Source organism: Treponema primitia ZAS-2, from assembly GCF_000214375.1.
Lineage (GTDB): Bacteria > Spirochaetota > Spirochaetia > Treponematales > Breznakiellaceae > Termitinema > Termitinema primitia.
In genome coordinates, this window is sequence record NC_015578.1 from 1,623,677 (window position 1) to 1,646,415 (window position 22,739).

Annotated in this window: 20 protein-coding genes; 11 read left to right on the forward strand and 9 right to left on the reverse strand. The window is 48.1% G+C overall.

What is annotated here, in order from left to right; all coding sequences use genetic code 11:
• Window positions 1-41 precede the first annotated feature (41 nt).
• The 11 genes from flgB (at window position 42) to TREPR_RS07330 (ending at window position 9,573) form a co-directional block, all read left to right on the forward strand.
• The gene (flgB, locus tag TREPR_RS07280; protein WP_015707651.1) at window positions 42-458 is read left to right on the forward strand and encodes a flagellar basal body rod protein FlgB; all 417 of its coding nucleotides are present in this window, start codon (window positions 42-44) and stop codon (window positions 456-458) included.
• A gap of 11 nt (window positions 459-469) precedes the next feature.
• Window positions 470-928 carry a flagellar basal body rod protein FlgC gene (flgC, locus tag TREPR_RS07285; protein WP_015707652.1) on the forward strand — a complete coding sequence of 153 codons (459 nt, stop codon included), beginning with the start codon at window positions 470-472 and terminating at the stop codon, window positions 926-928.
• Between the two features lie 19 nt (window positions 929-947).
• On the forward strand, window positions 948-1,346 hold the full coding sequence (gene fliE, locus TREPR_RS07290; RefSeq protein WP_015707653.1) for a flagellar hook-basal body complex protein FliE: 399 nt from the start codon (window positions 948-950) through the stop codon (window positions 1,344-1,346).
• Window positions 1,347-1,444: 98 nt separating this feature from the next.
• Window positions 1,445-3,151, forward strand: a complete 1,707-nt coding sequence (gene fliF, locus TREPR_RS07295; RefSeq protein WP_015707654.1) for a flagellar basal-body MS-ring/collar protein FliF — start codon at window positions 1,445-1,447, stop codon at window positions 3,149-3,151.
• 3 nt (window positions 3,152-3,154) lie between these two features.
• Window positions 3,155-4,213 carry a flagellar motor switch protein FliG gene (gene fliG, locus TREPR_RS07300; RefSeq protein ID WP_015707655.1) on the forward strand — a complete coding sequence of 353 codons (1,059 nt, stop codon included), beginning with the start codon at window positions 3,155-3,157 and terminating at the stop codon, window positions 4,211-4,213.
• Window positions 4,210-5,247 (forward strand): flagellar assembly protein FliH, encoded by a 1,038-nt coding sequence (fliH, locus tag TREPR_RS07305; RefSeq protein WP_015707656.1) that lies wholly within the window; start codon window positions 4,210-4,212, stop codon window positions 5,245-5,247. The genes fliG and fliH overlap by 4 nt, the downstream gene beginning before the upstream one ends.
• Window positions 5,248-5,255: 8 nt before the next feature.
• Window positions 5,256-6,605 (forward strand): FliI/YscN family ATPase, encoded by a 1,350-nt coding sequence (locus TREPR_RS07310; protein ID WP_015707657.1) that lies wholly within the window; start codon window positions 5,256-5,258, stop codon window positions 6,603-6,605.
• On the forward strand, window positions 6,602-7,060 hold the full coding sequence (fliJ, locus tag TREPR_RS07315) for a flagellar export protein FliJ (protein ID WP_015707658.1): 459 nt from the start codon (window positions 6,602-6,604) through the stop codon (window positions 7,058-7,060). The genes TREPR_RS07310 and fliJ overlap by 4 nt, the downstream gene beginning before the upstream one ends.
• 107 nt (window positions 7,061-7,167) lie before the next feature.
• Window positions 7,168-8,115: an ABC transporter substrate-binding protein gene (locus TREPR_RS07320; RefSeq protein WP_245534803.1), complete on the forward strand. Its 948-nt coding sequence runs from the start codon at window positions 7,168-7,170 to the stop codon at window positions 8,113-8,115.
• Window positions 8,105-8,857 (forward strand): ABC transporter permease, encoded by a 753-nt coding sequence (locus TREPR_RS07325; RefSeq protein WP_015707660.1) that lies wholly within the window; start codon window positions 8,105-8,107, stop codon window positions 8,855-8,857. Before TREPR_RS07320 ends, TREPR_RS07325 begins: the two co-directional genes overlap by 11 nt.
• Window positions 8,854-9,573, forward strand: coding sequence for an ABC transporter ATP-binding protein (locus TREPR_RS07330; protein WP_015707661.1), 720 nt, complete (start codon window positions 8,854-8,856; stop codon window positions 9,571-9,573). The genes TREPR_RS07325 and TREPR_RS07330 overlap by 4 nt, the downstream gene beginning before the upstream one ends.
• A 143-nt stretch (window positions 9,574-9,716) precedes the next feature.
• On the opposite strand, the gene TREPR_RS07335 is transcribed toward TREPR_RS07330, so the two are convergent.
• From TREPR_RS07335 to TREPR_RS17825, 9 genes are read right to left on the reverse strand one after another with little or no spacing between them, the layout of a single operon-like run.
• Window positions 9,717-11,039 (reverse strand): hypothetical protein, encoded by a 1,323-nt coding sequence (locus TREPR_RS07335; protein ID WP_015707662.1) that lies wholly within the window; start codon window positions 11,037-11,039, stop codon window positions 9,717-9,719.
• Complete coding sequence (locus tag TREPR_RS07340; protein WP_015707663.1) at window positions 11,039-11,812, reverse strand: outer membrane lipoprotein-sorting protein; 774 nt, start codon at window positions 11,810-11,812, stop codon at window positions 11,039-11,041. Before TREPR_RS07340 ends, TREPR_RS07335 begins: the two co-directional genes overlap by 1 nt.
• A complete protein-coding gene (locus tag TREPR_RS07345; protein WP_015707664.1) occupies window positions 11,812-13,116 on the reverse strand; it encodes an ABC transporter permease in 1,305 nt (434 codons plus the stop codon). Before TREPR_RS07345 ends, TREPR_RS07340 begins: the two co-directional genes overlap by 1 nt.
• Window positions 13,117-13,118: 2 nt before the next feature.
• Window positions 13,119-14,567, reverse strand: coding sequence for an ABC transporter permease (locus TREPR_RS07350; RefSeq protein WP_041611071.1), 1,449 nt, complete (start codon window positions 14,565-14,567; stop codon window positions 13,119-13,121).
• Window positions 14,564-15,247 carry an ABC transporter ATP-binding protein gene (locus TREPR_RS07355; protein WP_015707665.1) on the reverse strand — a complete coding sequence of 228 codons (684 nt, stop codon included), beginning with the start codon at window positions 15,245-15,247 and terminating at the stop codon, window positions 14,564-14,566. Before TREPR_RS07355 ends, TREPR_RS07350 begins: the two co-directional genes overlap by 4 nt.
• Window positions 15,248-15,259: 12 nt before the next feature.
• Window positions 15,260-16,627: a sugar transferase gene (locus TREPR_RS07360; protein WP_015707666.1), complete on the reverse strand. Its 1,368-nt coding sequence runs from the start codon at window positions 16,625-16,627 to the stop codon at window positions 15,260-15,262.
• Window positions 16,628-16,636: 9 nt separating this feature from the next.
• Window positions 16,637-18,640 carry a nucleotidyl transferase family protein gene (locus TREPR_RS17815; protein ID WP_015707667.1) on the reverse strand — a complete coding sequence of 668 codons (2,004 nt, stop codon included), beginning with the start codon at window positions 18,638-18,640 and terminating at the stop codon, window positions 16,637-16,639.
• A gap of 16 nt (window positions 18,641-18,656) precedes the next feature.
• Window positions 18,657-20,666 carry an adenylyltransferase/cytidyltransferase family protein gene (locus tag TREPR_RS17820; protein ID WP_015707668.1) on the reverse strand — a complete coding sequence of 670 codons (2,010 nt, stop codon included), beginning with the start codon at window positions 20,664-20,666 and terminating at the stop codon, window positions 18,657-18,659.
• 16 nt (window positions 20,667-20,682) lie between these two features.
• Complete coding sequence (locus TREPR_RS17825) at window positions 20,683-22,725, reverse strand: citrate lyase ligase (protein WP_015707669.1); 2,043 nt, start codon at window positions 22,723-22,725, stop codon at window positions 20,683-20,685.
• Between the last annotated feature and the right edge of the window lie 14 nt (window positions 22,726-22,739).

A 22,739-nucleotide genomic window follows, 5' to 3' on the forward strand; every position in this document is an offset into this window, starting at 1 on the left:
AGACGTTTAGTAAGTGCCGATGATAAGAATGGGAGAATGTAATGATATCGAATAACTTTGAAAAAACTGTGGATCTCCTGCACCGCTCCATGGATGCAGCCCTGATCCGCCGGGATGTGATAGCCAATAACCTTGCTAACTCGGAAGTTCCCAATTTTAAGCGGTCCAATGTGAACTTTGAGAGCGAGCTTAAGCGAGCCCTGGAAACAGAAAAACAGCGGCCCGCCCTGGACCTGACCCTGACTAATCCCAAGCACATCCCCAACTGGCGTGAGCGGGATTACCGGGACGTGGAACCCCGGCGGGTACTGGACTATACCAGTACGTCCAAAAACAACGGGAACAATGTGGACGCCGAGCAGGAAGTGATGCTGGCCCTGGAAAACCAGATGATGTATACCCTTCTGGCCCAGGCCCAGACTTTTGAATTCAGCCAGATCAATATGGTCTTGAGATAAGGAGATAGAATATGGGACTTTTCAGTTCGATTAACATAGCTGCCACGGGGATGAGTGCCGAACGGCTCCGCTCGGATGTGATCGCCGACAACATGGCCAATGCCTCCACCACCCGTACCGCCGAGGGGGGACCCTTCCGCCGGAGCCGGGTGGTGCTGCGGCCCCGGGTTGAACAGCCCTACTGGCGTTCGCCTTTTCTGCCGGACATGATGGACAACGGCCCAGGACAGGGGGTCCGGGTGGCGGAGATACAAAAGGACACCACCCCGAACCGTCTGGTCTACGATCCCACCCACCCGGATGCAATTAAAGCCGGACCCCAGGCTGGGTACGTGGAGATGCCCAACGTTGATGTGGTCACCGAAATGGTGGATATGATCGCGGCGACCCGGGCTTATGAAGCAAACGCTTCTATTATAGAAGGTTCCAAGACAATGTTTCTGCGGGCCCTGGATATAGGCAGCAGATAAATTAAGGGGGAGGGGATAGATGACAATTTACAAACCTGAACTGGTAAGCGGGGACAAGGTCCCCATGGCGATAACAAATCCCAAGCACCTGGTACCCCAGGGCGGGCCCTTCTCAATCGGCGGCAAACTTGCGGCCGGCCAGGGCTCCCTGATTTCCGAAATGGGAAACACCATTGGCGCCGAGGCGGTTCTCGGCACCGGCAGCTTTGAGGATGTGATGCTCCGGGCCCTGGACAGGGTCAGCGGGGAGCAGCAGTTTTCAGCGGATTTAACCCAAAGGGCCATCATTGAGCCTGGTTCCGTGGATGTCCATGACATAACCACCGCCCAGGCCAAGGCCAATATGTCATTGAACATAGCCCGGACCGTACTGAGCCGTGTGGTCCAGGGTTGGAAGGACATAATCAATACAAGATAAGGGCCATTAGCAGGGCTGCTAAAGCAGCTTAACATAGTTATAAATTAAAGGAGAAATCCGGCGTTGCCGGGTTTCCCGTTCTTCTGGGGAGGGGAACTATGAACGAATTTTTCAAAAAAATCTTTGGACAGATCTCAGGACTTTGGGGCAAGTGGAGCTGGCTGCAAAGGGGCATACTCATCGGTATAACCGTGGCGGTCATCGCCGGGCTTATCGCCCTGGTGACGGTTTCTTCTGCACCCACCCTGGTGCCGGTCATCGATGTGTCTATCAAGGACGAGATTAGCCGGGACCGGATCATCACCCGGATCAACGAGGAGGGGGTTAAAACCTCAATCAACGCTTCCGGGGTTATCATGGTGGAGGATGCCAAGACTGCCCAGCGTTTGCGGTCCATCCTTATCCGGGAGGACCTTATCCCCTCGGGAACCGACCCCTGGGCCATCTTCGACAAGGATCGCTGGTCCATTACCGACTTTGAGCGGAACGTCAACTTCCAGCGGGCCCAAACCCAGATGGTTACGGACCATATTAAATCTATTGATGATGTAGACGACGCTAACGTTACTATCGTGTTTCCGGCCCGGGAGCTTTTTTCCGCAGACCAGAACCCGGTTACCGCCAGCGTTATTATCACCCCCCGGCCGGGCAGCGATATTACGGCGAACCGCAAAAAAATCGAAGGCATCCAGAAGCTCCTCAAATTTGCCATCGAGGGCCTCAAGGACGAGAACATCGTTATCGCGGATCAGAACGGCATGATGCTCAACGATTTTGCGGGCATGGCGGAATTTGACCGCCTGGCGGTGATAGAGCGGGAAACCAAACTGGTCCAGGGCCTGGAAGCCAAGTACCGGGCCATGGCGCTCAAGTCCCTCCAGGGGACCTTCAGCTCCGACCGGGTCCGGGAACTCAATATCAAGATCGATATGGATATGTCCAAGAAGGCGGTAAGTACCGAGGAATACTTCCCCATCACCATAAAGCCCCGGACCCCGGGCCTTTCCTACGACGATTCGGAAAGCGCCAAATCCATTACCCGGTCCTTTTCCAACTCTAGCACCGCCTGGGAAGGCACGGGCTTTAACCCCGAAGGCCCTGCGGGGGTAGAGGGCCAGACCGCCCCGGCTTTCCGGGACATGTCCAACCTCTACGGAAAGGTGAACCAGGAAACCAGAACCCAGAACGAAGAAATCAACAGCCGGCATATACAGGAAGAAAAAAGTCCCAGTATTGACCGGGTAACCGTATCGGTGAATATCGACGGAACCTGGAAATTGAAGTATGATGAAAAGAAGAACCCGGTGATACTGGTGGATGGTTCCCGGGAACGGGAATATACCCCGGTTGCGCCGGAGGATCTTAAGGCCGCCCAGGCCTTGATCCAGGACGCCATTGGGTTCAGCGCCGGCCGGGGGGACTCAGTAACGGTGCAGAACATCCGCTTTGACCGGACCAAGCAGTTTTTCGACGAGGACGCCGACTACCACCGGCAGAAGCAGATGCAGACCACTATCCTGGTGCTCCTTTCAGGGGTGGCCCTGCTCCTGGTCGCCTTTATCGCCTTCCGGATGATCACCCGGGAGATGGAACGGCGTCGGCGGCTTCGGGAAGAGGAACTTGCCCGGCAGCATCAGGAGATGCGGGAACGGGCCTTCCAGGAAGCGGAGGAAGAAGGGGTGGAGGTATCCATGTCCGTGGAAGAGCGGAAGCGCATGGAACTCCAGGAGAACGCCATCAATATGGCGAAGGAACATCCCGGGGATGTAGCCCAGCTTATCAGAACCTGGCTTTTGGAGGAATAGTATATGGCAAAAGCAGCAGCTCCAGGCGGCGGCGCCGCCGCGGGAGGAAAGAAAAAAGGTGTCAAGGATTTTACCGGGCGCCAGAAAGCCGCAGTTTTCCTGGTCAGTATAGGATCGGAAATATCTGCGGAGATTTTTAAGTACCTCCGGGAAGATGAAATAGAAACCCTCACCTTTGAGATAGCCCGGCTTGAAACCATAGAGCCGGATCAGAAAGAGGCGGTCCTCATAGAGTTCCAGGAACTCATGATGGCCAATGAGTTCATCACCACAGGGGGTATCGACTATGCCCGGGAACTTCTGGAAAAATCCCTGGGAAGCCAGAAAGCCATTGATATTATCAACCGCCTCACTTCCAGTCTCCAGGTACGGCCCTTTGACTTTATACGACGCACTGATCCTGCGCACCTCTTAAACTTTATCCAGCAGGAACACCCCCAGACCATCGCACTTATTCTGGCATACCTGGAGCCCCAAAAGGCGTCACTGATCTTGCAAAACCTCCCCCATGAGGTACAGAGCGATGTGGCTAAGCGTATCGCCACCATGGACCGGACCAGCCCTGAGGTGCTCCGGGAAGTGGAACGAGTTCTGGAGAAAAAACTCTCCACCCTGTCCAGCGAAGACTACACCGCCGCAGGTGGTGTGGAAAGCATCGTAGAAATACTGAACATGGTTGACCGTTCATCAGAGAAGCAGATCATAGAAGCCCTGGAAGACGAGGACCCGGAACTGGCTGAAGAGATCAAGAAACGGATGTTCGTGTTCGAAGACATTGTCATGCTGGACGACCGGGCCATACAGCGGGTTATGCGGGAAGTGGATTCCCAGGAACTTTCCAAGGCCCTCAAATCGGTGGATACGGAAGTGCAGGATAAGATATTCCGGAACATGTCAAAACGCGCCGCTCAGATGCTGAAGGAAGATATGGAATTTATGGGCCCTGTACGGCTTAAGGACGTTGAGGAAGCCCAGCAGAAGATCGTATCCATAATCAGGCACCTGGAAGAGACCGGGGACATTGTGGTTGCCCGGGCCGGTGAGGATGAGTTAGTCGTATGATTACTAAAGCTGTTTTCAGGCCAGGGGAACTGGTCATGGTGGATCAAAAAGTTTTTCTGGAGCCCCCCCAGGCTTATGCGGAGCTGCCCTCCTTTTCGAGCCCCGCCCTGGAGCCCCTGGATGAACTTGAAGAGATGCCGGAATTTCTCGGCCCCACTGCAGACGATCTCAGGCGGGAAGCGGAACTGTTCAAAAGTAATTGGGACGCAGAACGGGAAGCCATGATCGCCGAAGCTAAGGACAAGGCGGAAGCCATTGTCGCCGACGCCCAGGCCAATGCCGGCGAAGAGACCCTCCGGGCCGCCGAGGAAGCCCAGGAACTAAAAACCCGGGCGGAAGCGGAGGCGGAGACCCTCCTGGCTGAGGCAAAACAAAAGGCGGAAGAGCTTGAAAACTCCGCCCAAACCACCTTTGAGAAGGATCGCAAAGAGGCAGTCGATGCGGGAACCAAGGAAGGTCGGGAAGCAGGATACGCCGAAGGAAAAGCCGAAGCGGATCGCCTGATTGAGCGGGTCCAAACCGTGCTGGAACGGGCCCAGGGCCGGCGGGAAGAAATCCTGGAAGAGACGGAACAGCAGATCATCGATCTGGTGCTCATTTTGACCCGGAAGGTTATCAAGATCCTTTCGGAGACCCAAAAGGATGTGGTCAAAGCCAATGTAAGCGAAGCCCTGAGTAAAGTTAAGGGCCGGGGAGATATTATTATCCGGGTGAACATGACGGATGTAAAACTCACCACCGAACACATCAACAGTTTTATTACGAAGATGGAAGGTGTCAAGGGCATACAGGTGGCGGAGGATTCCACGGTTGGTCCCGGGGGCTGCATCATAGAAACCGATTTTGGGGAAATTGACGCCCGGATCAGCAGCCAGCTTTCTGAGCTTGAATCGAAAATACTGAATATGACCCCCATAAAGACGAAACCAAAGTCCCCTGCGGGGCCCTCGGTCTCCGGAGGACAGACCTCCGGCAGGGGGCTTGGCGCCCTCAGCGAGCAAGCTGAAACAGCGGACAGCGAAGCGGCTGAATAGGGGAGTGTATGGAAACCTTATTAGACAAGTATATTGAAACTGCGGAAGAAGTTGAAACCATAAAATACGTGGGCCATGTGATAAAGGTCCAGGGTATACTCATAGAAAGTCTCGGCCCTTCCGCCGTGATAGGAGAAGTGTGCCGCATAGAAGTACCCCGGGGTAAAGGGGTCATCCAGGCAGAAGTGGTGGGCCTCTCCAATGGCATAGTGCAGCTCATGGCCTACGAGGATATTGAAGGCATTGAGATAGGCAATAGGGTAGTGGCCTCAGGCGCTGCATTAGGGGTTGCAGTTTCCAACAAACTATTGGGCAGGGTCCTGGACGCCATGGGCCGCCCCAGTGATGGGAAGGGCGAGATAGATTCCCCCCTGCAGTATCCTGCCATCGCCAGCCCCCCGCCCCCCCTGAGCCGCAGACGTATTAAAGAGCGTATTGCAACCGGGGTGCGGGCCATAGACGGCATGTTAGCCGCAGGCCGTGGGCAGCGTCTGGGGATCTTCGCCGGTTCCGGGGTGGGGAAGTCCACCCTCCTGGGCATGATAGCCCGGAACACCAATGCTGATGTTAATGTTGTTGCCCTCATCGGAGAGCGGGGCCGGGAAGTCAACGATTTTATTGAAAATGATCTGGGCCCCGAAGGCCTGGCCCGGAGCGTAATTATTGTAACCCCTTCTAATTCCCCCCCCCTGGCCCGGCTTCGGGGCGCCTACACTGCCACTGCGGTGGCAGAATACTTCCGCGACCAGGGCCTGGACGTGATGCTCCTCTTTGACTCGGTCACCCGTTTCGCCCGGGCCCAGCGCGAAATAGGCCTGGCAATCGGGGAACCCCCGGCCACCCGGGGCTATACCCCCAGCATGTTTGACTCCATGCCCAAGCTCCTGGAACGCAGCGGCACTTCCGACCGGGGATCCATCACCGGCTTCTACACCATCCTGGTTGACGGGGACGACATGGACGAGCCTGTGGCGGACACAGTCCGGGGTATCCTGGACGGCCACATCATCCTTTCACGGGACCTGGCTCAGCGTTACCATTACCCCGCCATCGACGTGCTCACCAGCATATCCCGGCTGGCCCCCGCCGTATCCGGCCCGGTGACCAACAAAGCTGTGGGCTACATACGCCGGCTCATGGCGGACTATGCGGCGGCTGAGGACCTTATCAACGTGGGAGCCTACCGCACAGGCTCCAATCCAGCTATTGATCAGGCCATCGCCAAGCGGGAGGCCATTGAGAATTTCCTCGTCCAGAATGTGGATGAAAAATCCACCATGAGCGAAACCCTAAAGACCCTGGCCGCCATAGCGGACATGCAGATCCCCGATGAAGAGCTGTCCCGGTACCGCGCATGAGGCGTTTCAGATTTGCCCTGCAAAAAGTTCTTGAACTGAGAGAACATGTTGAAGCTGAAGCAAAAATAGAACTGGGCCGGGCCATGGGCGCCCTCAACCTCATAGAACAGCGCATAAAAACTGTGGCAGAGCAGCGCAATAATGCTGTGGCGGAACGCTTCGCCCCGGGCAGGGATTTTTCGGAAATGCAGAACTACGAACGGTACATAGTCAGGCTCGACCAGACTAAGGAAAAGCTCCTCAAGGACGCCTCCCTGGCGGAACTGGATGTGGCGGAAAAGCGGGACATCTACCTGGAAGCCGCCAGGGACCGCAAGGTCCTGGACAAGGTCAAGGAACGCCGCACCGGGGAGTACCGCAAGGAAGCCCTGGCTGAGGAGAACAAGGAACTGGATGAAGTGGCAGGGCGCCTCTTGCAACGCAGTTCCCCGCGCATGAGGGACCGGGAAGGGTAAGCTGGCCCGGCATCCTGTTAAATAGTAAAAGGATGCCCATAAATTCTACAAATATACGCCTTTTCATCCCCCTTTTGTTCTGCTATAATTCAAATATGAAAAATTATATGCTAAGACTAACATTATTTACGGCCCTCTTTGCGGGTCTCTGTGGAGCTTTGGCGGCCCAAACGCCGCTGACTATTTATGCTATCAAGGGGCCCTCAGGGGTCGGCATGATCCGGCTCTTTGACCGGCCCCCGGCCCTGCCCGGCGGTCCGGCGAAACTGGAAGCCCTAGCCCAGGCGGACCTGATGGCGGCGAAATTCATTTCAGGGGAAGCCAAAATCGGCATACTCCCCGCCAATGTGGCGGCCAAAATCGCTTCTACCGGCAAGCCCATCCAGATTGCGGCGGTGACCGGTACGGGTATGCTGAGCCTTTTGACCAGTGACAGCGCTGTCCGCAGTATTGCGGACCTTAAGGGAAAGTCTGTGGAGGTGGCAGGGCAGGGCGCCACCCCAGATTATGTTTTCAGGCGCATACTCCTTTCCAAGGGGATCAACCCTGACAAGGATATCCAGCTGGGCTATGCCCTGGCCTATCCTGAAATAGCCCAGTCCCTTATCGCCGGCCGGGTTTCTACGGCCCTGCTTCCTGAACCTTTTGCCACCATGGCCCGTACCGGTAAGCCGGAACTCAGGGTGGTGGGGGATATCCAGGCTGAGTGGGTAAGCGCCGGGGGCAGGGGCAATTACCCCATGACAGTCCTTGTGGTGGACGCCGACTATGCTAAGGCCCAGCCCGCTGTTATCAGGACTGTGCTGAGCGCCCTCAAGGATTCTATCGAATGGGTAGTTGCCCATCCCGCCGAGGCTGGGGCGCTTGTGGAAAAGTACGACTTGGGACTCCGGGCGCCGGTGGTAACTGCGGCTATTCCCCGGAGCAATTATATTTTTATCCCCGTAAAAGAGGCCCGGCCTTCCCTGGAAGCGCTTTATAGAACTTTCTTGGAATTTTCTCCTGTCTCAATCGGGGGCGCCCTTCCGGCGAACAGCTTCTACCTTGATCTCTAAGAACTGGTGGTGGAGCCTTGCAGGTATTGTAAGCTTCATCGCCTTATGGGAAATCGGAGCTTTGGCGGCTGGGAGTGATCTTATCTTTCCCGGCCCTCTGCCGGCGGCTCGGCGCTTTGTTGAACTGCTGCAAAGCCCCCGTTTCCTCCGCGCCCTGGGGGGAAGCTTCCTCCGGGTGCTTTTGGGGATACTCCTCTCTGCGCCCCTGGGTATGGTCCTGGGTATAGCTGCCGGGCTGGACAAGCGGTTCAGCGCCTTTTTGTCGCCCTTCTTTTCAGTTATCGCTGCCACCCCGGTGATGGCGGTGATCCTCATCGCCTTTCTGGTATTCGGCTCCGAGCGCACCCCGGTCTTTACCGCCTTCCTCATGGTCTTCCCGGTGATGGCTGCCAATGCCATGGCCGGGGTTCGGGCGGTGGATCCCAAGCTCAGGGAACTTTTTGCCCTTTACGGCTTGTCCCGCAGCGAAACAGTGCGGCGCCTCTACATTCCGGCGATCAAACCCTTCATCCTGGGGGGGATGCGGAGTTCCCTTTCCCTTTGCTGGAAGGTGGTGGTGGCTTCGGAGGTGCTGGTCCAGCCTTTGCTGGCCCTGGGTACCGGTATGCAGCGGGCTAAGGCCCAGTTTGAAACCCCGGAACTCTTCGCCTGGACCGCAGCCACGGTGATCGCCGCCGCCCTTTCCGAGGCCCTCTTTACCCTTGCCGCAACTGGGTCAGGCAAAAGGCGTTTAGCAGCGTGAGTATTTCTGTTGAAAACATTTCTTTCAGTTATGGTGAAAAATCTGTTTTCAAAGACCTTTCCATGGAAATAGGGGAGGGTGAAAGCCCGGTAGTAATACTCGGCGCCTCAGGCTGCGGCAAGACCACCCTTTTGCGGCTCATGGCGGGTCTCCTTAAACCAAGCTCCGGCGCGGTGGAATCCAGCGACAGGGCTTCCTTTGTGTTCCAGGAAAACCGGCTCCTCCCCTGGTACACGGTGCTGGAAAATGTCAGCCTCCCCATAGAGACACTATTAGGTAAGCCTGAAGCCCGTGAAAAGGCCCGGCAGTTTCTGGAACTGGTTTCCCTGGGGGATAAGGCCAACGCTTTTCCCACCGAACTTTCCGGGGGCCAGGCCCAACGAGCCGCTATTGCCCGGGCTTTTGCCTACCCGTCACCATTACTGTTTATGGATGAACCCTTTCAGTCCCTGGACATACCCCTGCGGCTCCAGCTTATGGACACGGTACTTGCCCTGCTGGAAAAAGAAAAACGTCTCACCCTTTTGGTAACCCACGATCCCCGGGAGGGAATCTACCTAGGCCGGCGCATCCTGGTCCTGGGCGCCGCTCCCGCCGGGATCATCCTTGATGAAGGGGTGGATTTTTCCCGGGAAGACCGCGCCTACGGGGCCGCCGCCCACAGCGGGCTTGAGAAAAGGCTCATGGATGCCCTGAGGCAGGGCCCTATAGGCTGAGTTCTTTTCTGTAGGCGACGACATAGGGCGCCAGGCGTTCCCGTTTTTCTCCGGGGAAACGAATCCAGTTGTTTCGACATGCCGGCGAAAGTATCTATATGTTATACTAAACTAACATCATAGGCAAAAAAAACCCTTTTTCGCTAAAGTCCAAACACGCTTCTTCCGGTGAGGGAAACCAACAGAACAATACTGAAGGGGCGATTATTTTTGTCAGCGTTGTAGCTATAATAGGTCCCGTCCTCGCTGCCTAAGGCCATGGGAACGGCTAAGGATACCGCCATATGGGGTAGTGGATTTATTCTGATCCCCGGCACGAGCTGTGCGGTATTTTCTTTAGGGGCATACAGAAACTGAAGGACAAAGCGGAGGTCCTTGAACCAGTCGGGTCTAAAACGCAGGTTAAGGGCGGTATTCAAGCCGCCAATAAAAGGAGATACCTCCTCTTCCCGTAAATCAGTTTTTGGGCGGAATAAACCAGAGCCTGCTTCGCCATTATAAAATACTTCGGCATTGACCGTCAGTTTGTCCGTAAAGAAATCCTGTAAAACCCCAAGGTTGGCGGAAAAGTTCCAATTATCCCAGGTATCATGATCGTCAGTAAAGGGATGCTGAACTGAGGTCATCCCTTCAGTATAGAGTTCAGTTTCCTTAATCGTTTTCTTAACGGAGATAAAAGCTCTCAGGGGCATGGCTGCAAGGAAAAAGGCTCCCACATCAATATCCGCCCAGGGAAAGGCTAGATTGTATTTAGCGCCGTATCCAATCTCGCGTAAACCAGGATTAATACTGTTATCTTCTATAAAACCACGACGGTGCAGGGCAAGGACTTGCAGACCCCCAATGCCGATAGGGATATCGGCCCTGGCCACGATTGCACTCTGGCTGGAGTTCAATGCGACTTTCCACCAGGGCCCGTTGGGCACCCTGGCTAACAGGTTGGTAAACGGAAAATTAGAAGAAATCCCCCAGGTAGGTTCGTACTTTCCTGCCCGGATAAAAACAGCATTTTTAATCGTATAATCAAAGAAAAATTGGTCGACGTACAAGGAAAAATTGGGGTAGTAAAAGCCAAAGCTGTTTTTTACCCGAAACACATCGGAGATCTGGACATCAAGCCCCATACCACCGGCCATTCCCAGACCTACAATATGTGTGTACTCATTTTCCTTGCTCGACGAATCCCAGTGCCAAGGAGCCTGGTTCCAACCGGGAGCAATACCGGCATTGAAATAATAGGAAGCGTCCAGGGAGGCCCCTGTTTTTCGCAACAGAAAGGCCGGCACATTCTTTGCAGGAACGCTTTCTTCCTTGACATCACCCTTCTCTCCGGGGGACACTTCTTCCGTATCCACCGGCTCGTTAAACAGGGTGTCCATATCCCAATCAGAAAAATCTGTGTCATCCGCCCATACTACAAAGAATAATGAATGAAACAGCAATAGTAACAAAAAAGCACGCCGCATTATCGGTTCACCGACTCCAGAAACGTTTTTGAATAGACTGAGTCGGCAATCTTTTCAAAAGAAGGTTTATTAATTGTAATCAAAGTCCGCTCTTTTACCAATTTTCCGTTAATCACGGCCCCCCGCAGGGCTTCTTCAAACAGAATCTGGGTAGGAACAAACCGCTTCCCTGTCCTCTGATAATCGAGGATAGCCGAGGTCCGCATCAACTGGCCGGAAAGGCTGTAATCTTCGGTTTTCCGTACCAGGCCGTCCTCACTGATCCATAGCTTCATCCGGGGATAGGTAAGCCCGGCGCTTACCTCTTCCAGGGTAAGGAGACGGCATTTGAACCGTCCCAGAACGGTATCTTCCCCGTTTACAACCCGGTAATCATCCGCCAGAGTGGAGCGGGTAAAATCGGAATTTCGGGCGTTAGTATTTTGGAACCGTTCACTGCTGCTTGTGGTGTTAAAACGACGGCTATCGGGATCGTAGAACCATAGGGTGTCATCCTGTTTCAGATATCCCTGTCCCCGGCTAATTTGGGGCTGCATAATAATTATCACATATATTGCCCGGGAATCCCGACGAAATACCCCTGCCACAGTGGTGGACCGGTCCTGTCCGGGTTTATCCTGAACAATAGTATATTCCGCAGAAAAATCCGTATCATAATAACTGGCAAGGCCATCCGCATTGCGTAGCAGTTCTAAATCGGTAATTGCCCAAAGGAAATGTGCGGAGAATACCAGCAGAGAAACCAAAAGTGTATGACAGAAACGTGTATTCATCAATCATTTCCTCCGGATAACATCCCTGGCAATGGATTCCGTGATGAGCGGAATGCCGGAAGCCAAATTGCCGCCATCAGGATAGAAAAAAACACGGCAAGATTGATAAGCATCGTATTGGAAAGATAGAGAGGTGTTAAGCGTCCATTCTTCATGAAGATTTCAAAACTGGGAAACCAGGAAAGGGGAATAAACTGTACCGCCCGGGACAAAATAAATGCGAAGATAAAGCCCGCGATCAGGGAAAGCAGCCCTAACCCAAGGGTCTCCAGTATCAAAATGTGCCGTACATCAGCTTCATGAAAGCCAATGGCCCGCATGGTCCCCATTTCCCGGGATCGTTCGTGGAGAATGAGATTGTAGGTTACCATGGCGCTTACCAAAATAATCACCATCATCATCAAATACAAAAAATAGGTAATGATGTTTATGGCGCCCAAGAGATCCGCAACTTCTGAAAGATATACCGGAATAGTAAGGACAAATATTTTTACTCCATTCCATGGTTGATCTCTCTCCCGTATCAGTTCATCCCGATCCTGCACCAGCGGAGCGGTCGGAATATTTTTCTCTAATTCCTTCTGTAAAATATTTTTTTTTACATTTGTTTCCCGTCGATCATTGAAGAACAACCCGATACTAGAACATTCATCTGCTCTGAATAAAAAGAGTCTGTTAAGGGTGGGACGGGAAACATAGGCCTTATAATAACCAAAAAGTGTTGAATCCTCCACAATACCTCTAACCACAAATACACCGGTATTACTTTGACCAAATCGGGTTTTTACCCCCAGGACAAGACTATCCCCAAGGCGAACCCCCAGCTCTTTGGCTACGGGAACGGAGAGCAGGATGGTATCTTTATCCTCTGAAAAACTTTGACGTTCCTGGTAAACAAGGCTATCAAAATAGTTTTTTTCGGTATTCCAATCCACTCCAATGGTATACTTAAGGGATAGCGCTGATCCATTAAAATAGAGAATCCCGTCGCTGGACAATGTCCGCATGACGGCACGCGCCGGATTAATTTTTGTATTTTTAATTACCCAGCCGATTTTAATCATATCAAGTATTTTTATATGGTCTGTCTCTATCTGTCCTTTGTCATAACCATTAATAATAATATCACCGGCATAATGAGACTGGGCTGAATTATAGATATTTTCGTACATCCCGTCTTTAATAGAAGTAATAAAGGTAACAATACCAAAGCTAAAGGTCAATGCCAGAAAGAGAAAGAGATACCGGCGGCGGTAACGAAAGAGATATTTCATGGCCAAGTGCGGTACCAGTAAAAATTTCATGTTTATCCCTGCCGCACCGCAACAATAGGATTCACACGAACCGCCATTTCCACCGGATAGAGGGATGCGGCAATGCCAAGAAACAGTGAAACACCAAAGGATGCCAATGCCGCGGAGGGTAAAAAAGAAATCTGTACCATTTGATCATCCAAGAGAGAGGCAATAAGCGTATTGGAAATGATAATATCAAAGCCGTTGATGATGCGGAGAAAACAATAGCCCCCCAGAATACCAAGGATGCCAGCAATACAAGCGAGAATGAGGTTTTCACCCAGGATAAGGGTGCGGATATATCCATCATAGGCGCCCATAGCCCTCAGGGCGCCTATTTCCTTTGTTCGCCTGAATACTGAAATTAAAAGAATATTTACTGCGGCGATGATACCGGCCACACTCACCAGAAACATTCCGATGTTAAATAAGTTTTTTATAAGCAGCATAAGAATAGCGGAACTACCCGCTGCTATACGCCAGCCCACCGCGGTAACTTCAAAGGGGGCAAGTTTTTTGTTGAGCGATGCAATTACGGCCCCAGGATTCACTCCCTTCTTAAGGCGGAGGATAATGAAATTCCAATCGCCTCCTACCGGTATATTTTGCTGATCCGCTTCTTCTTTTGAATTTTGCAAAACATTTTTAAGGAAATCCACAGAAAAACTTTCTTCTTCGTCGCCTTCTCTCCCAAAATCACCGCTAAAAAAATCATCCAAATCTATCCCAAACAAAAGGGAGTCTTTCTGGTCAAGCTCTATATCTGAAGCAGCAACCTGTATTGACTCAAGCACCCGAACCGTCTGAGGATCGGCGATGACTATTTTGTTCATAAAAGTGCCGGGATTCCGGTAGCGATAGATCCCCACCAGGGGAACATCTCTGATCTTGAACCCTGTAGTCCCTCCTGCGGTAAGCAACAGAGAATCACCAATAGCCGGACGCTGTCCGGTTTGTTTTTCAATACGCTCTGCTCTATCGGCGCTTATCATGACGCCGTATTCGTTTGCTTCCAGAAAGCGCCCTTCCTCAAGGAGGATTCCCGGAAAGGCAGTGAAATAGGTTGACGCATCTATCCCGCAGAGCAGAACCCCCTCCCGGACCCCCAGGGCATCCAAAAATGCACGACTTGATACCTGACTGGTAACAACACTAATGCCCGGTTCTTCAAGGATAAGTTCCCGTACCATATCATACGCGGGAAAAGAAGGGATATTGAAATATTCATCAATTACGGGTGTATTGGCGCCAAAGAGATTCATGGTTACATCGGATGTTTTCTGGATAACCACATCCCCGGTAAGGCTTTCCACAAAAGCGTTCCGCAAGCCCTGATCGGACTTCCCGAGTATGCTGTTCCCGATAAAAAGAATAAAAGTAATAACCCCGATAAGCAGGATTATTACCAAACTATTTTTTTTATTCCGGGTTATATTTTTAAGCATAAGCTGCCAATTCATCGTCGCTTCTCCGATTCTATACGACCATCCTTTAAAAAAACAATGTGATTAGCCATTTCCCAAATATCCGGATCATGGGTTGAAAAAATAAAAGTCGTCCCCTCTTCCTGATTTATTTTTTTCATAAGTTCCAATACCCGCTCCCCATTGGCGGAATCCAGGTTTGCCGTGGGTTCATCGGCAATAACTATTTTTGGTCTGGTTACCAACGCCCGGGCGATAGCCACACGTTGCTGTTGTCCGCCGGAGAGCTCTGAAGGCTTATGGGTTTTCCTATCCCCTAACCCGACTTCCTCCAAAAGGTATTCAACCCGTTCCCGTCGTTCAGCACGGGCAGTCTTTTTTTGTGCGATTGTTAGGGGAAGTTCTACATTCTCAAAAACCGTTAAAACCGGCAGCAGATTAAAAGATTGGAATACAAACCCAATGCTTTCCTGCCGTATGCGGGTCAGTTCCTTACGGCGGAGGTTCCCGGTCTCTTTACCGTCGATAAGTACCCTGCCGCTGCTTGGGGTATCAATGAGGCCGATAATGTTCATTAGGGTAGTTTTTCCTGAACCCGAAGGACCGGCTACGGAAACAAAATCACCCTTGGATAGTTCCAGAGAAATCCCGTTCAAGGCATCTACGCCGAGTTTTCCCATGGGGTAGCTTTTCCAAATGTCCCTTAGCGTAATCATCTTACCGGCACCTCATCGTCCTTCCTGCTTAAGCACGGTTACCACGGTCTTAAACAATATAGAAATATCCAGTAAAAGGGACATATTCTTGATATAATACAAATCGCGCTGCATTTTTTTACGGGTATCTTCTCCGGAAGGCGAATGATACTCCCCCGATACCTGATCCCATCCAGTAAGGCCTGGTTTTACCAATAGGCGCTGGCGGTAAAAGGGAATATTCTTCTCCAGATGACTAACAAAAACAGGCTGCTCCGGCCGGGGTCCGATAAAACTCATATCACCCCTAATAATATTAATACATTGTGGAATTTCATCAATCCGGGTTTTGCGCAGGAAATCACCGAATTTCGTTATACGGGGATCATTGTTAGTAACCATGCCGCCGGTATTTTTTTCTATCCGCATGGTACGAAATTTTATAATAGTAAATTCATTACCAAAAAGACCAACCCGCTTCTGAAAGAAAAAAGCAGATCCCGGACTTTCTGCTTTTATCATCAGGATGATAAGGGGGAAAAAAGGCAGTGCTAAAATCAAGATCAATAGGGCTATTATTATATCGCCTATTCGTTTAAAATATTGATACAGGTTTTTGACGTTTAGATTAATACTTCGTAAAAACCAGAGTTCATTTACCGAATCAATGGGAATACGCCGCAAATATGTTTCATAAAAATCAGCTATATTGAAAAAAAAGACGCGGCTATGCAAAAGTTCAAACAGGATATCTTGCAGGATGTAAGAAATATTTATATCATTAGCAAAAACTATTGCCTGGATATTATTTTTTTTGATTTCATTTATAAATGATGCTTTTTCTTTACACACCGGTATACCGCAATAATCATCTCCCTCATAGGTATCATCAAATATAAAGGGAACATGATAGGTCATATACGAAAAATTGCTGGTGTTATGTAATAAATCGGCAACCGTATTGTTAATACCAATAAAAATAATATTAGACACGGGAAAATACTTTTTTAATACTACGCTAAGAAACCATCGCCAAAACCCAATAAGGGCAAAGGCGAAGGATGAAAATAACAACAGAATAGTTTTCGGCACAATTAGTGAGTCATAATTGAGATAATAAATAGAAAAACCAAAAAACGTACAAATAATGGCAACAAGAAATATGGTCCATATTGTTTTATAGCCTGCATAGGGCATTTCCAGGGAATAAAACCCAAGGGTGTAAAAACAGATTATCCAGGCTATGATTACCGGAAGCATCACCCATATATGGACAAAATAATCATGAATAGACGGAAAGAGACGCCACCGTATGACAAGCGCCATGTGTACCGAAATAAGGAGTAATATAATATCAATAATAGCTATAAAAAATTGACGTTTCTTTCGAGATAGAGCCATAAAATTTTCTTATTCTTTTCCTATTTTTTTCAGATATTCCAAGGTTGTTTCCGGCACGAGCTTGGAAATCTCTACGAAGTTCTTTTCTTCAAGCAGCTTCCGTACCTTTGATGCGCTAATTGGCGTTCCATCCACTTCTTTCCTGGGAATTACTTCAAATTCGATGCCATGCTGCGGTAATATCCGCTTCATAGTATCGTTATATTGGCGTGTTACATTGTCCAATGGCTCTTCCCCGGCAAAACGTACGTTTATACCTAAAGTAGGAGCTATTTCTTCCGCGAAAATGGTAACATCATTTGACGGGTCAATCACCCGATCCTGTATTTTCGATTTATTAAAATAGTCGTTGAACGTGAGGGATGAAATAATAAACTTACCGCTTGGCAGTACGGTAACATTCGGTAAGTCTTTCACGCCGGCTTTGATAAGCTCTAACCTGTCTGCAAATGGGAATATAGACTTGTCTTCTTCCACCGCAAAGATATAGAGCCGTTCAACCTGTTGTGCGGCGTACTCCGCGAGATACCGGTGACCGAAGGTAAATGGATTGCAGTTCATGACAATAGCGCCGATTCTTGTTTTATGCTCAAGCAGCGATCTTTTGTATTTTTCTAATTCAGCGGTGTATTCGGAGGGAATATTTGTAGAGGATGCCGTGTTTTTCTGTAGGGCTGATTCCGGAATACCGAATAAATGCGGAAATGCAGACAGTGCACAGGGTGGAGCGGCGTTTTCTTTAGGCGCAGAAAAAAAATCATGTTTTTCGAGAACTTTATAGAGGGCATCTGCTATGGCGCGATTGCCGTTTTCATTCCAATGCAACTGATCAATAAACACTTCACCGTAAGAATGAGGACGCTGTAAAATTTGGGATAAATCAGTCCAACAATAGTGCTCTGATGGAGAAGCCGAGGTAATCACAATATCTCCCGGCTTTACTGGTAAAAGAAATAGTTGGCGTAAATAGTCCTCATGGCGCCCATGTATATAGCCGCCATAATTCCGTACGATGAAATGCCGCTCCGGAACATGCCTATTTAACAGCGCTTGTAAATATGATGAAGTCGTGCCGCTGTCCGGCGCACCATAACCAAAAAGTCTACAATCGCCATAGAAATAAATGGTTTGCACCGGGTTTTCAGGCTGCCCGATTGTTACTCGGTGACCATCTTTAATGTTTACATATTTTCCTTCTTTGTCATTGTAAATACGAAGATTATTAGTATCTAAATAAGAAGAAGAAGGAGTCATCATTTCGAGCACATCCGACGGCGTATAGGAAAACTCATTATAGGTGGATGTGGTAAATATACCCTTTTTTAATCCTTGTATAAATTTCCCTAATGAACTGTGCCCATTCAAAATATCAGTTTCGTTTTCTGTTCCTTTTTTTTGTGGAAATAACGGAGCGTGATATGTAAGTAAGTTAACGTAGGGATAGATGGAAGTAAAGAGGATTAGTGGTCTTTCATAAAGGAAATAGAAATGCAGAATCTGTATTAATGATGGCAGCTGCACAATCCGCGTTTTAGTTCCTTTCAGATATTTCTCAGCCGCATAATCGATAACCGGTTTGATGATAAAGATCACATCTACATCTTTCAGATCGATTGTATCGAGCGTACCGGAAACAAAACTGCCAAAATGAATGACATCGTGATAATTTATTATAAAAGGAATTCTTGAACAGGCATGCATTGTTATTCTTTCATCCATACGAAATGATAAAGCGATCGGTTCCATCAAAGGCCAATATTGCTTTTCTGTATAGAGAACAATGTTTTTATATCCCTTGTCAACGCACCATTGTGTGGCTGTATAACCTGCCGCATACAACTCATGGATTTGAGAAAGCCATTTTTGCATAATATCGTGTGCAAGGGATGGAAGGAAATTATGCTCTGCCTTGTCCGCATTTACTTGTACTGACTTATTTTTCTGTAGGCTCCGATTTTTTAAAATTTCACACGGTAGAATGGTTTTGACAATTTCCTTCAGCGTAATTTTCAACTTAGTTTCCTTGAGGCTATTTACCACATTTTTCTTGCAAATACTTTAACGTTGTTTCCGGCACCAGCTTTGAAATCTTCACGAAGTTCTTTTCTTCAAGCAGTTTCCGTACTTTTGATGCGCTAATTGGCGTGCCATCCACTTCTTTCCTGGGAATTACTTCAAATTCGATACCGTGCTGCGGTAATATCCGCTTCATAGTATCGTTATATTGGCGTGTTACATTGTCCAATGGCTCTTCCCCGGCAAAACGCACGTTTATACCTAAAGTAGGAGCTATTTCCTCTGCAAAAATAGTCACATCATTTGACGGGTCAATCACACGATCCTGCATTTCTGATTTATTAAAATAATCTTTGAACGTGAGGGATGAAATAATAAACTTACCGCTTGGCAGCACGGTAACATTCGGTAAGTCTTTCACGCCGGCTTTGATAAGCTCTAACCTGTCTGCAAATGGGAATATAGACTTGTCTTCTTCCACCGCAAAGATATAAAGCCGTTCAACCTGTTGTGCGGCGTACTCCGCGAGATACCGGTGACCGAAGGTAAATGGATTGCAGTTCATGACGACAGCGCCGATTCTTGTTTTATGCTCAAGCAGCGATTTTTTGTATTTTTCTAATTCTGCGGTGTATTCGGAGGGAATATTTATAGAAGATGCCGTGTTTTGCTGTAGAGCTGATTCCGGAATACCGAATAAATGCGGAAGCGCAAACAGTGAACTGGGGGGAGCGTCGATTTTTTTAGGCTCAGAAAAAAAATTGTTTTCTTCGAGAGCTTTATAGAGGGCATCCGTCACGGCGCGATTACCATTTTCATTAAAATGTAACCTATCAATAAATACTTCACCGTAAGAATGGGGGCGTTGCAAAATTTCTGATAAATCAGTCCAATAATAGTGTTCTGATGGAGGAGCATGGGAGACTACAATGTCGCCTGGTTTTACAGATAAAGAAAATAATTGGCGTAAATAGTCATCATGACGTCCGTATATATAACCGCCATAATTCTGTACGATGAAATGCCGCTCTGGAATATGCCTATTTAACAGCGCCTGTAATTGTGAAGGAATTGTGCCACTGTCCGGTGAGCCATGACCAAAGATATCACAAGGTCCAGAAAAATAAATCGTACGTTCCGGGTTTTCAGGCTGCCCGATTGTTACTCGGTGACCATCTTTAATGTTTACATATTTCCCTTCTTTATCATTATAAATACGGAGATTATTGTCGTCTAAATAAGAAGTTGGGGTTGTTAACATTTCGAGCACATCCGACGGCGTATAGGAAAGCTCATCATAGGTGGATGTGATAAATATACCCTTTTTTAATCCATCCAAAAATTCTTTTTCTGCCCTGCGATTACTCAAAATATTATCTTCATTTTCCGTTCTATTTTTTTGTGGAAATCGTGGATAGCGATATGTAAGTAAGTGAACATCGGGATGAAGGGAGGCAAAGAGGATCAGTGGTTTTTCGAAAAGGAAATAAGCACGCAAAAGCTGTATCAGGTCCGGCAGCTGCACAATCCGCATTTTAGTTCCTTCCAGATATTTTTCAGCGGCAGAATCAATAAACGGTTTGATGATAAAGATCACGTCTACATTGTTCAGATCGATTGTATTGAGCGCACCGGAAACAAACCAGCCAAAAACAACTTCATCTTGATACCTTGATATAAAAGGAATTCTTGAACAGGCATGCATTGCTATTCTTTTATCCATACGAAATGATAAAGCAATTGGTTCTATCAAAGGCCAATATTGCTTTTCTGTATAGAGAACGACGTTTTTATACCCCTTGTCAATGCACCATTGTGTGGCGGTATAACCTGCCGCGTATAACTCATGGATTTGAAAAAAAAGCCATTTTTGAGCAATATCAGTCTGCACATTGGGTGGAGGGAAATTATGCTGTAGTTTTTCTGCGTTTACCCGTATTGATTTGGATTTTTTTACATCCAATATTTTTAAAATCCCATACGGTATAAAAGCTTTGACAATCTTCTTCGGCGTAATTTTCAATTTAGTCTCCTTTTAGCTATCCGCTGTACTTTTCTTTCAAATATAACAGCGTCGTCTCTGGAACGATCTTGGAAATCTCCACAAAGTTTTTTTCTTCAAGCAGCCTCCGTACCGTTGATGCGCTGATTGCTACACCGCCAATTTCTTTTCTCGGAATCTCAACAAGACTCACACCGTTTTCAGGAAAAATCTTATGCATAGTCTCGTTATACTGTTTTGTAACAGTATCGAATGGCTCTGTCCCTACAAATCTAGTTTTAATATTAAGAATTGGGGCAATCTCTTCTGCGAAGAAAATTACATCACTTGACGGGTCGATTTTTACCTCCTGTAGTTTTTCCCTGTTATAATAACTGGAAAAAGTAAGCCGTGAACCTATGAACATACCGGAAGACAAAACGACAACATTTGGAAGGTCTTTGGTTCCCTCCTTTACCATTGCATACCTATCTTCATACTCCAAAAAAGTTTTGTTGTCTTTAACTACAAAAATATATAAGGTTGAAACTCGTGCTGCAGCATATTCAACTAAATATCGATGCCCATAGGTGAATGGACCTGCCGTCATAGCAATAGCCCCATTTTCACCCAAAGTTTTGTTGCGGTGTTCATACAAAACTTTTTTGTATTCCTCAATCTGCTTTTCATACCCAGGGAATAATTTGTGTTTTGCAGGGATATTCGTAGAGAATGCTGCTTTGCTCTGTAATACTGATTCCGGGATACCGAATAAATGCGGAAGCGCAAACAGTGTACCGGGGGGAGCGGCGTTTTCTTTAGGCGCAGAAAAAAAATCATGTTCTTCGAGAGTTTTATAAAGAGCATCCGCTATGGCGCGATTGCCGTTTTCATTAAAATGTACCCCGTCTATAAATACTTCACCATAAGGATGGGGGCGTTGCAAAATTTGTGATAAATCAGTCCAACAATAGTGTTCTGATAGAGGAGCCCAAACCTCGGAAACTACAATATCTCCTGGTTTTACAGACAAAGAAAATAATTTGCGTAAACGGTCATCATGACGTCCGTATACATGGCCGCCATAATTCTGTACGATAAAATGCCGCTCGGGAGCATGGCTATTTAGCAACGCTTGTAAATGTGATGAAGTCGTGCCACTGTCCGGTGCGCCATGGCCAAAGATTCGACAACCACCAAAAAAATAAATCGTATGTTCCGGGTTTTCAGGCTGCCCGATTGTTATTCGGTGACCATCTTTAATGTTTACATATTTCCCTTCTTTATCATTGTAAATACGGAGATTGGTGTTATCTAAATAAGAGGGCGGAGGGCACATCATTTCAAGTACATCCGAAGGTGTATAGGGAAATTCATCATAGGAGGATGTGGTAAATATACCCTTTTTTAATCCATCCAAAAATTCTTTTTCTGCCCTGCGATTACTCAAAATATTATCTTCATTTTCCGTTCTATTTTTTTGTGGAAATCGTGGAGAGCAATACGTAAGTAAGTGAACATAGGGATGGAGGGAAGTAAAGAGGATCAGTGGTTTTTCAAGAAAGAAATAATCACGCAAAAGCTGTATCAAGGATGGCAACTGCACAATCCGCGTTTTAGTTCCCTCCAGATATTTCTCAGCGGCAGAATCAATAAACGGTTTGATGATAAAAACCACGTCTACATCTTTTAGATCGATTGTATTGAGCGCACTGGAAACAAACCAGCCAAAAATAGCTTCATCTTGATACCTTGTTATAAAAGGAATTCTTGAACAGGCATGCGTTGTAATTCTTTCGTCCATACGAAATGATAAAGCAATCGGTTCTATCAAAGGCCAATATTGCTTTTCTGTATAGAGAACGACATTTTTATACCCCTTGTCAATGCACCATTGTGTGGCGGTATAACCTGCCGCGCATAACCCATGGATTTGAGAAAGCCATTTTTGCATAATATCAGTCTGTACAAGGGGTGAAGGGGGATTATACTGTAGTTTTTCTGCGTTTACCCGTATTGATTTGGATTTTTTTACATCCAATATTTTTAAAATCCCATACGGTATAAAAGCTTTGACAATCTTCTTCGGCGTAATTTTCAATTTAGTCTCCTTTC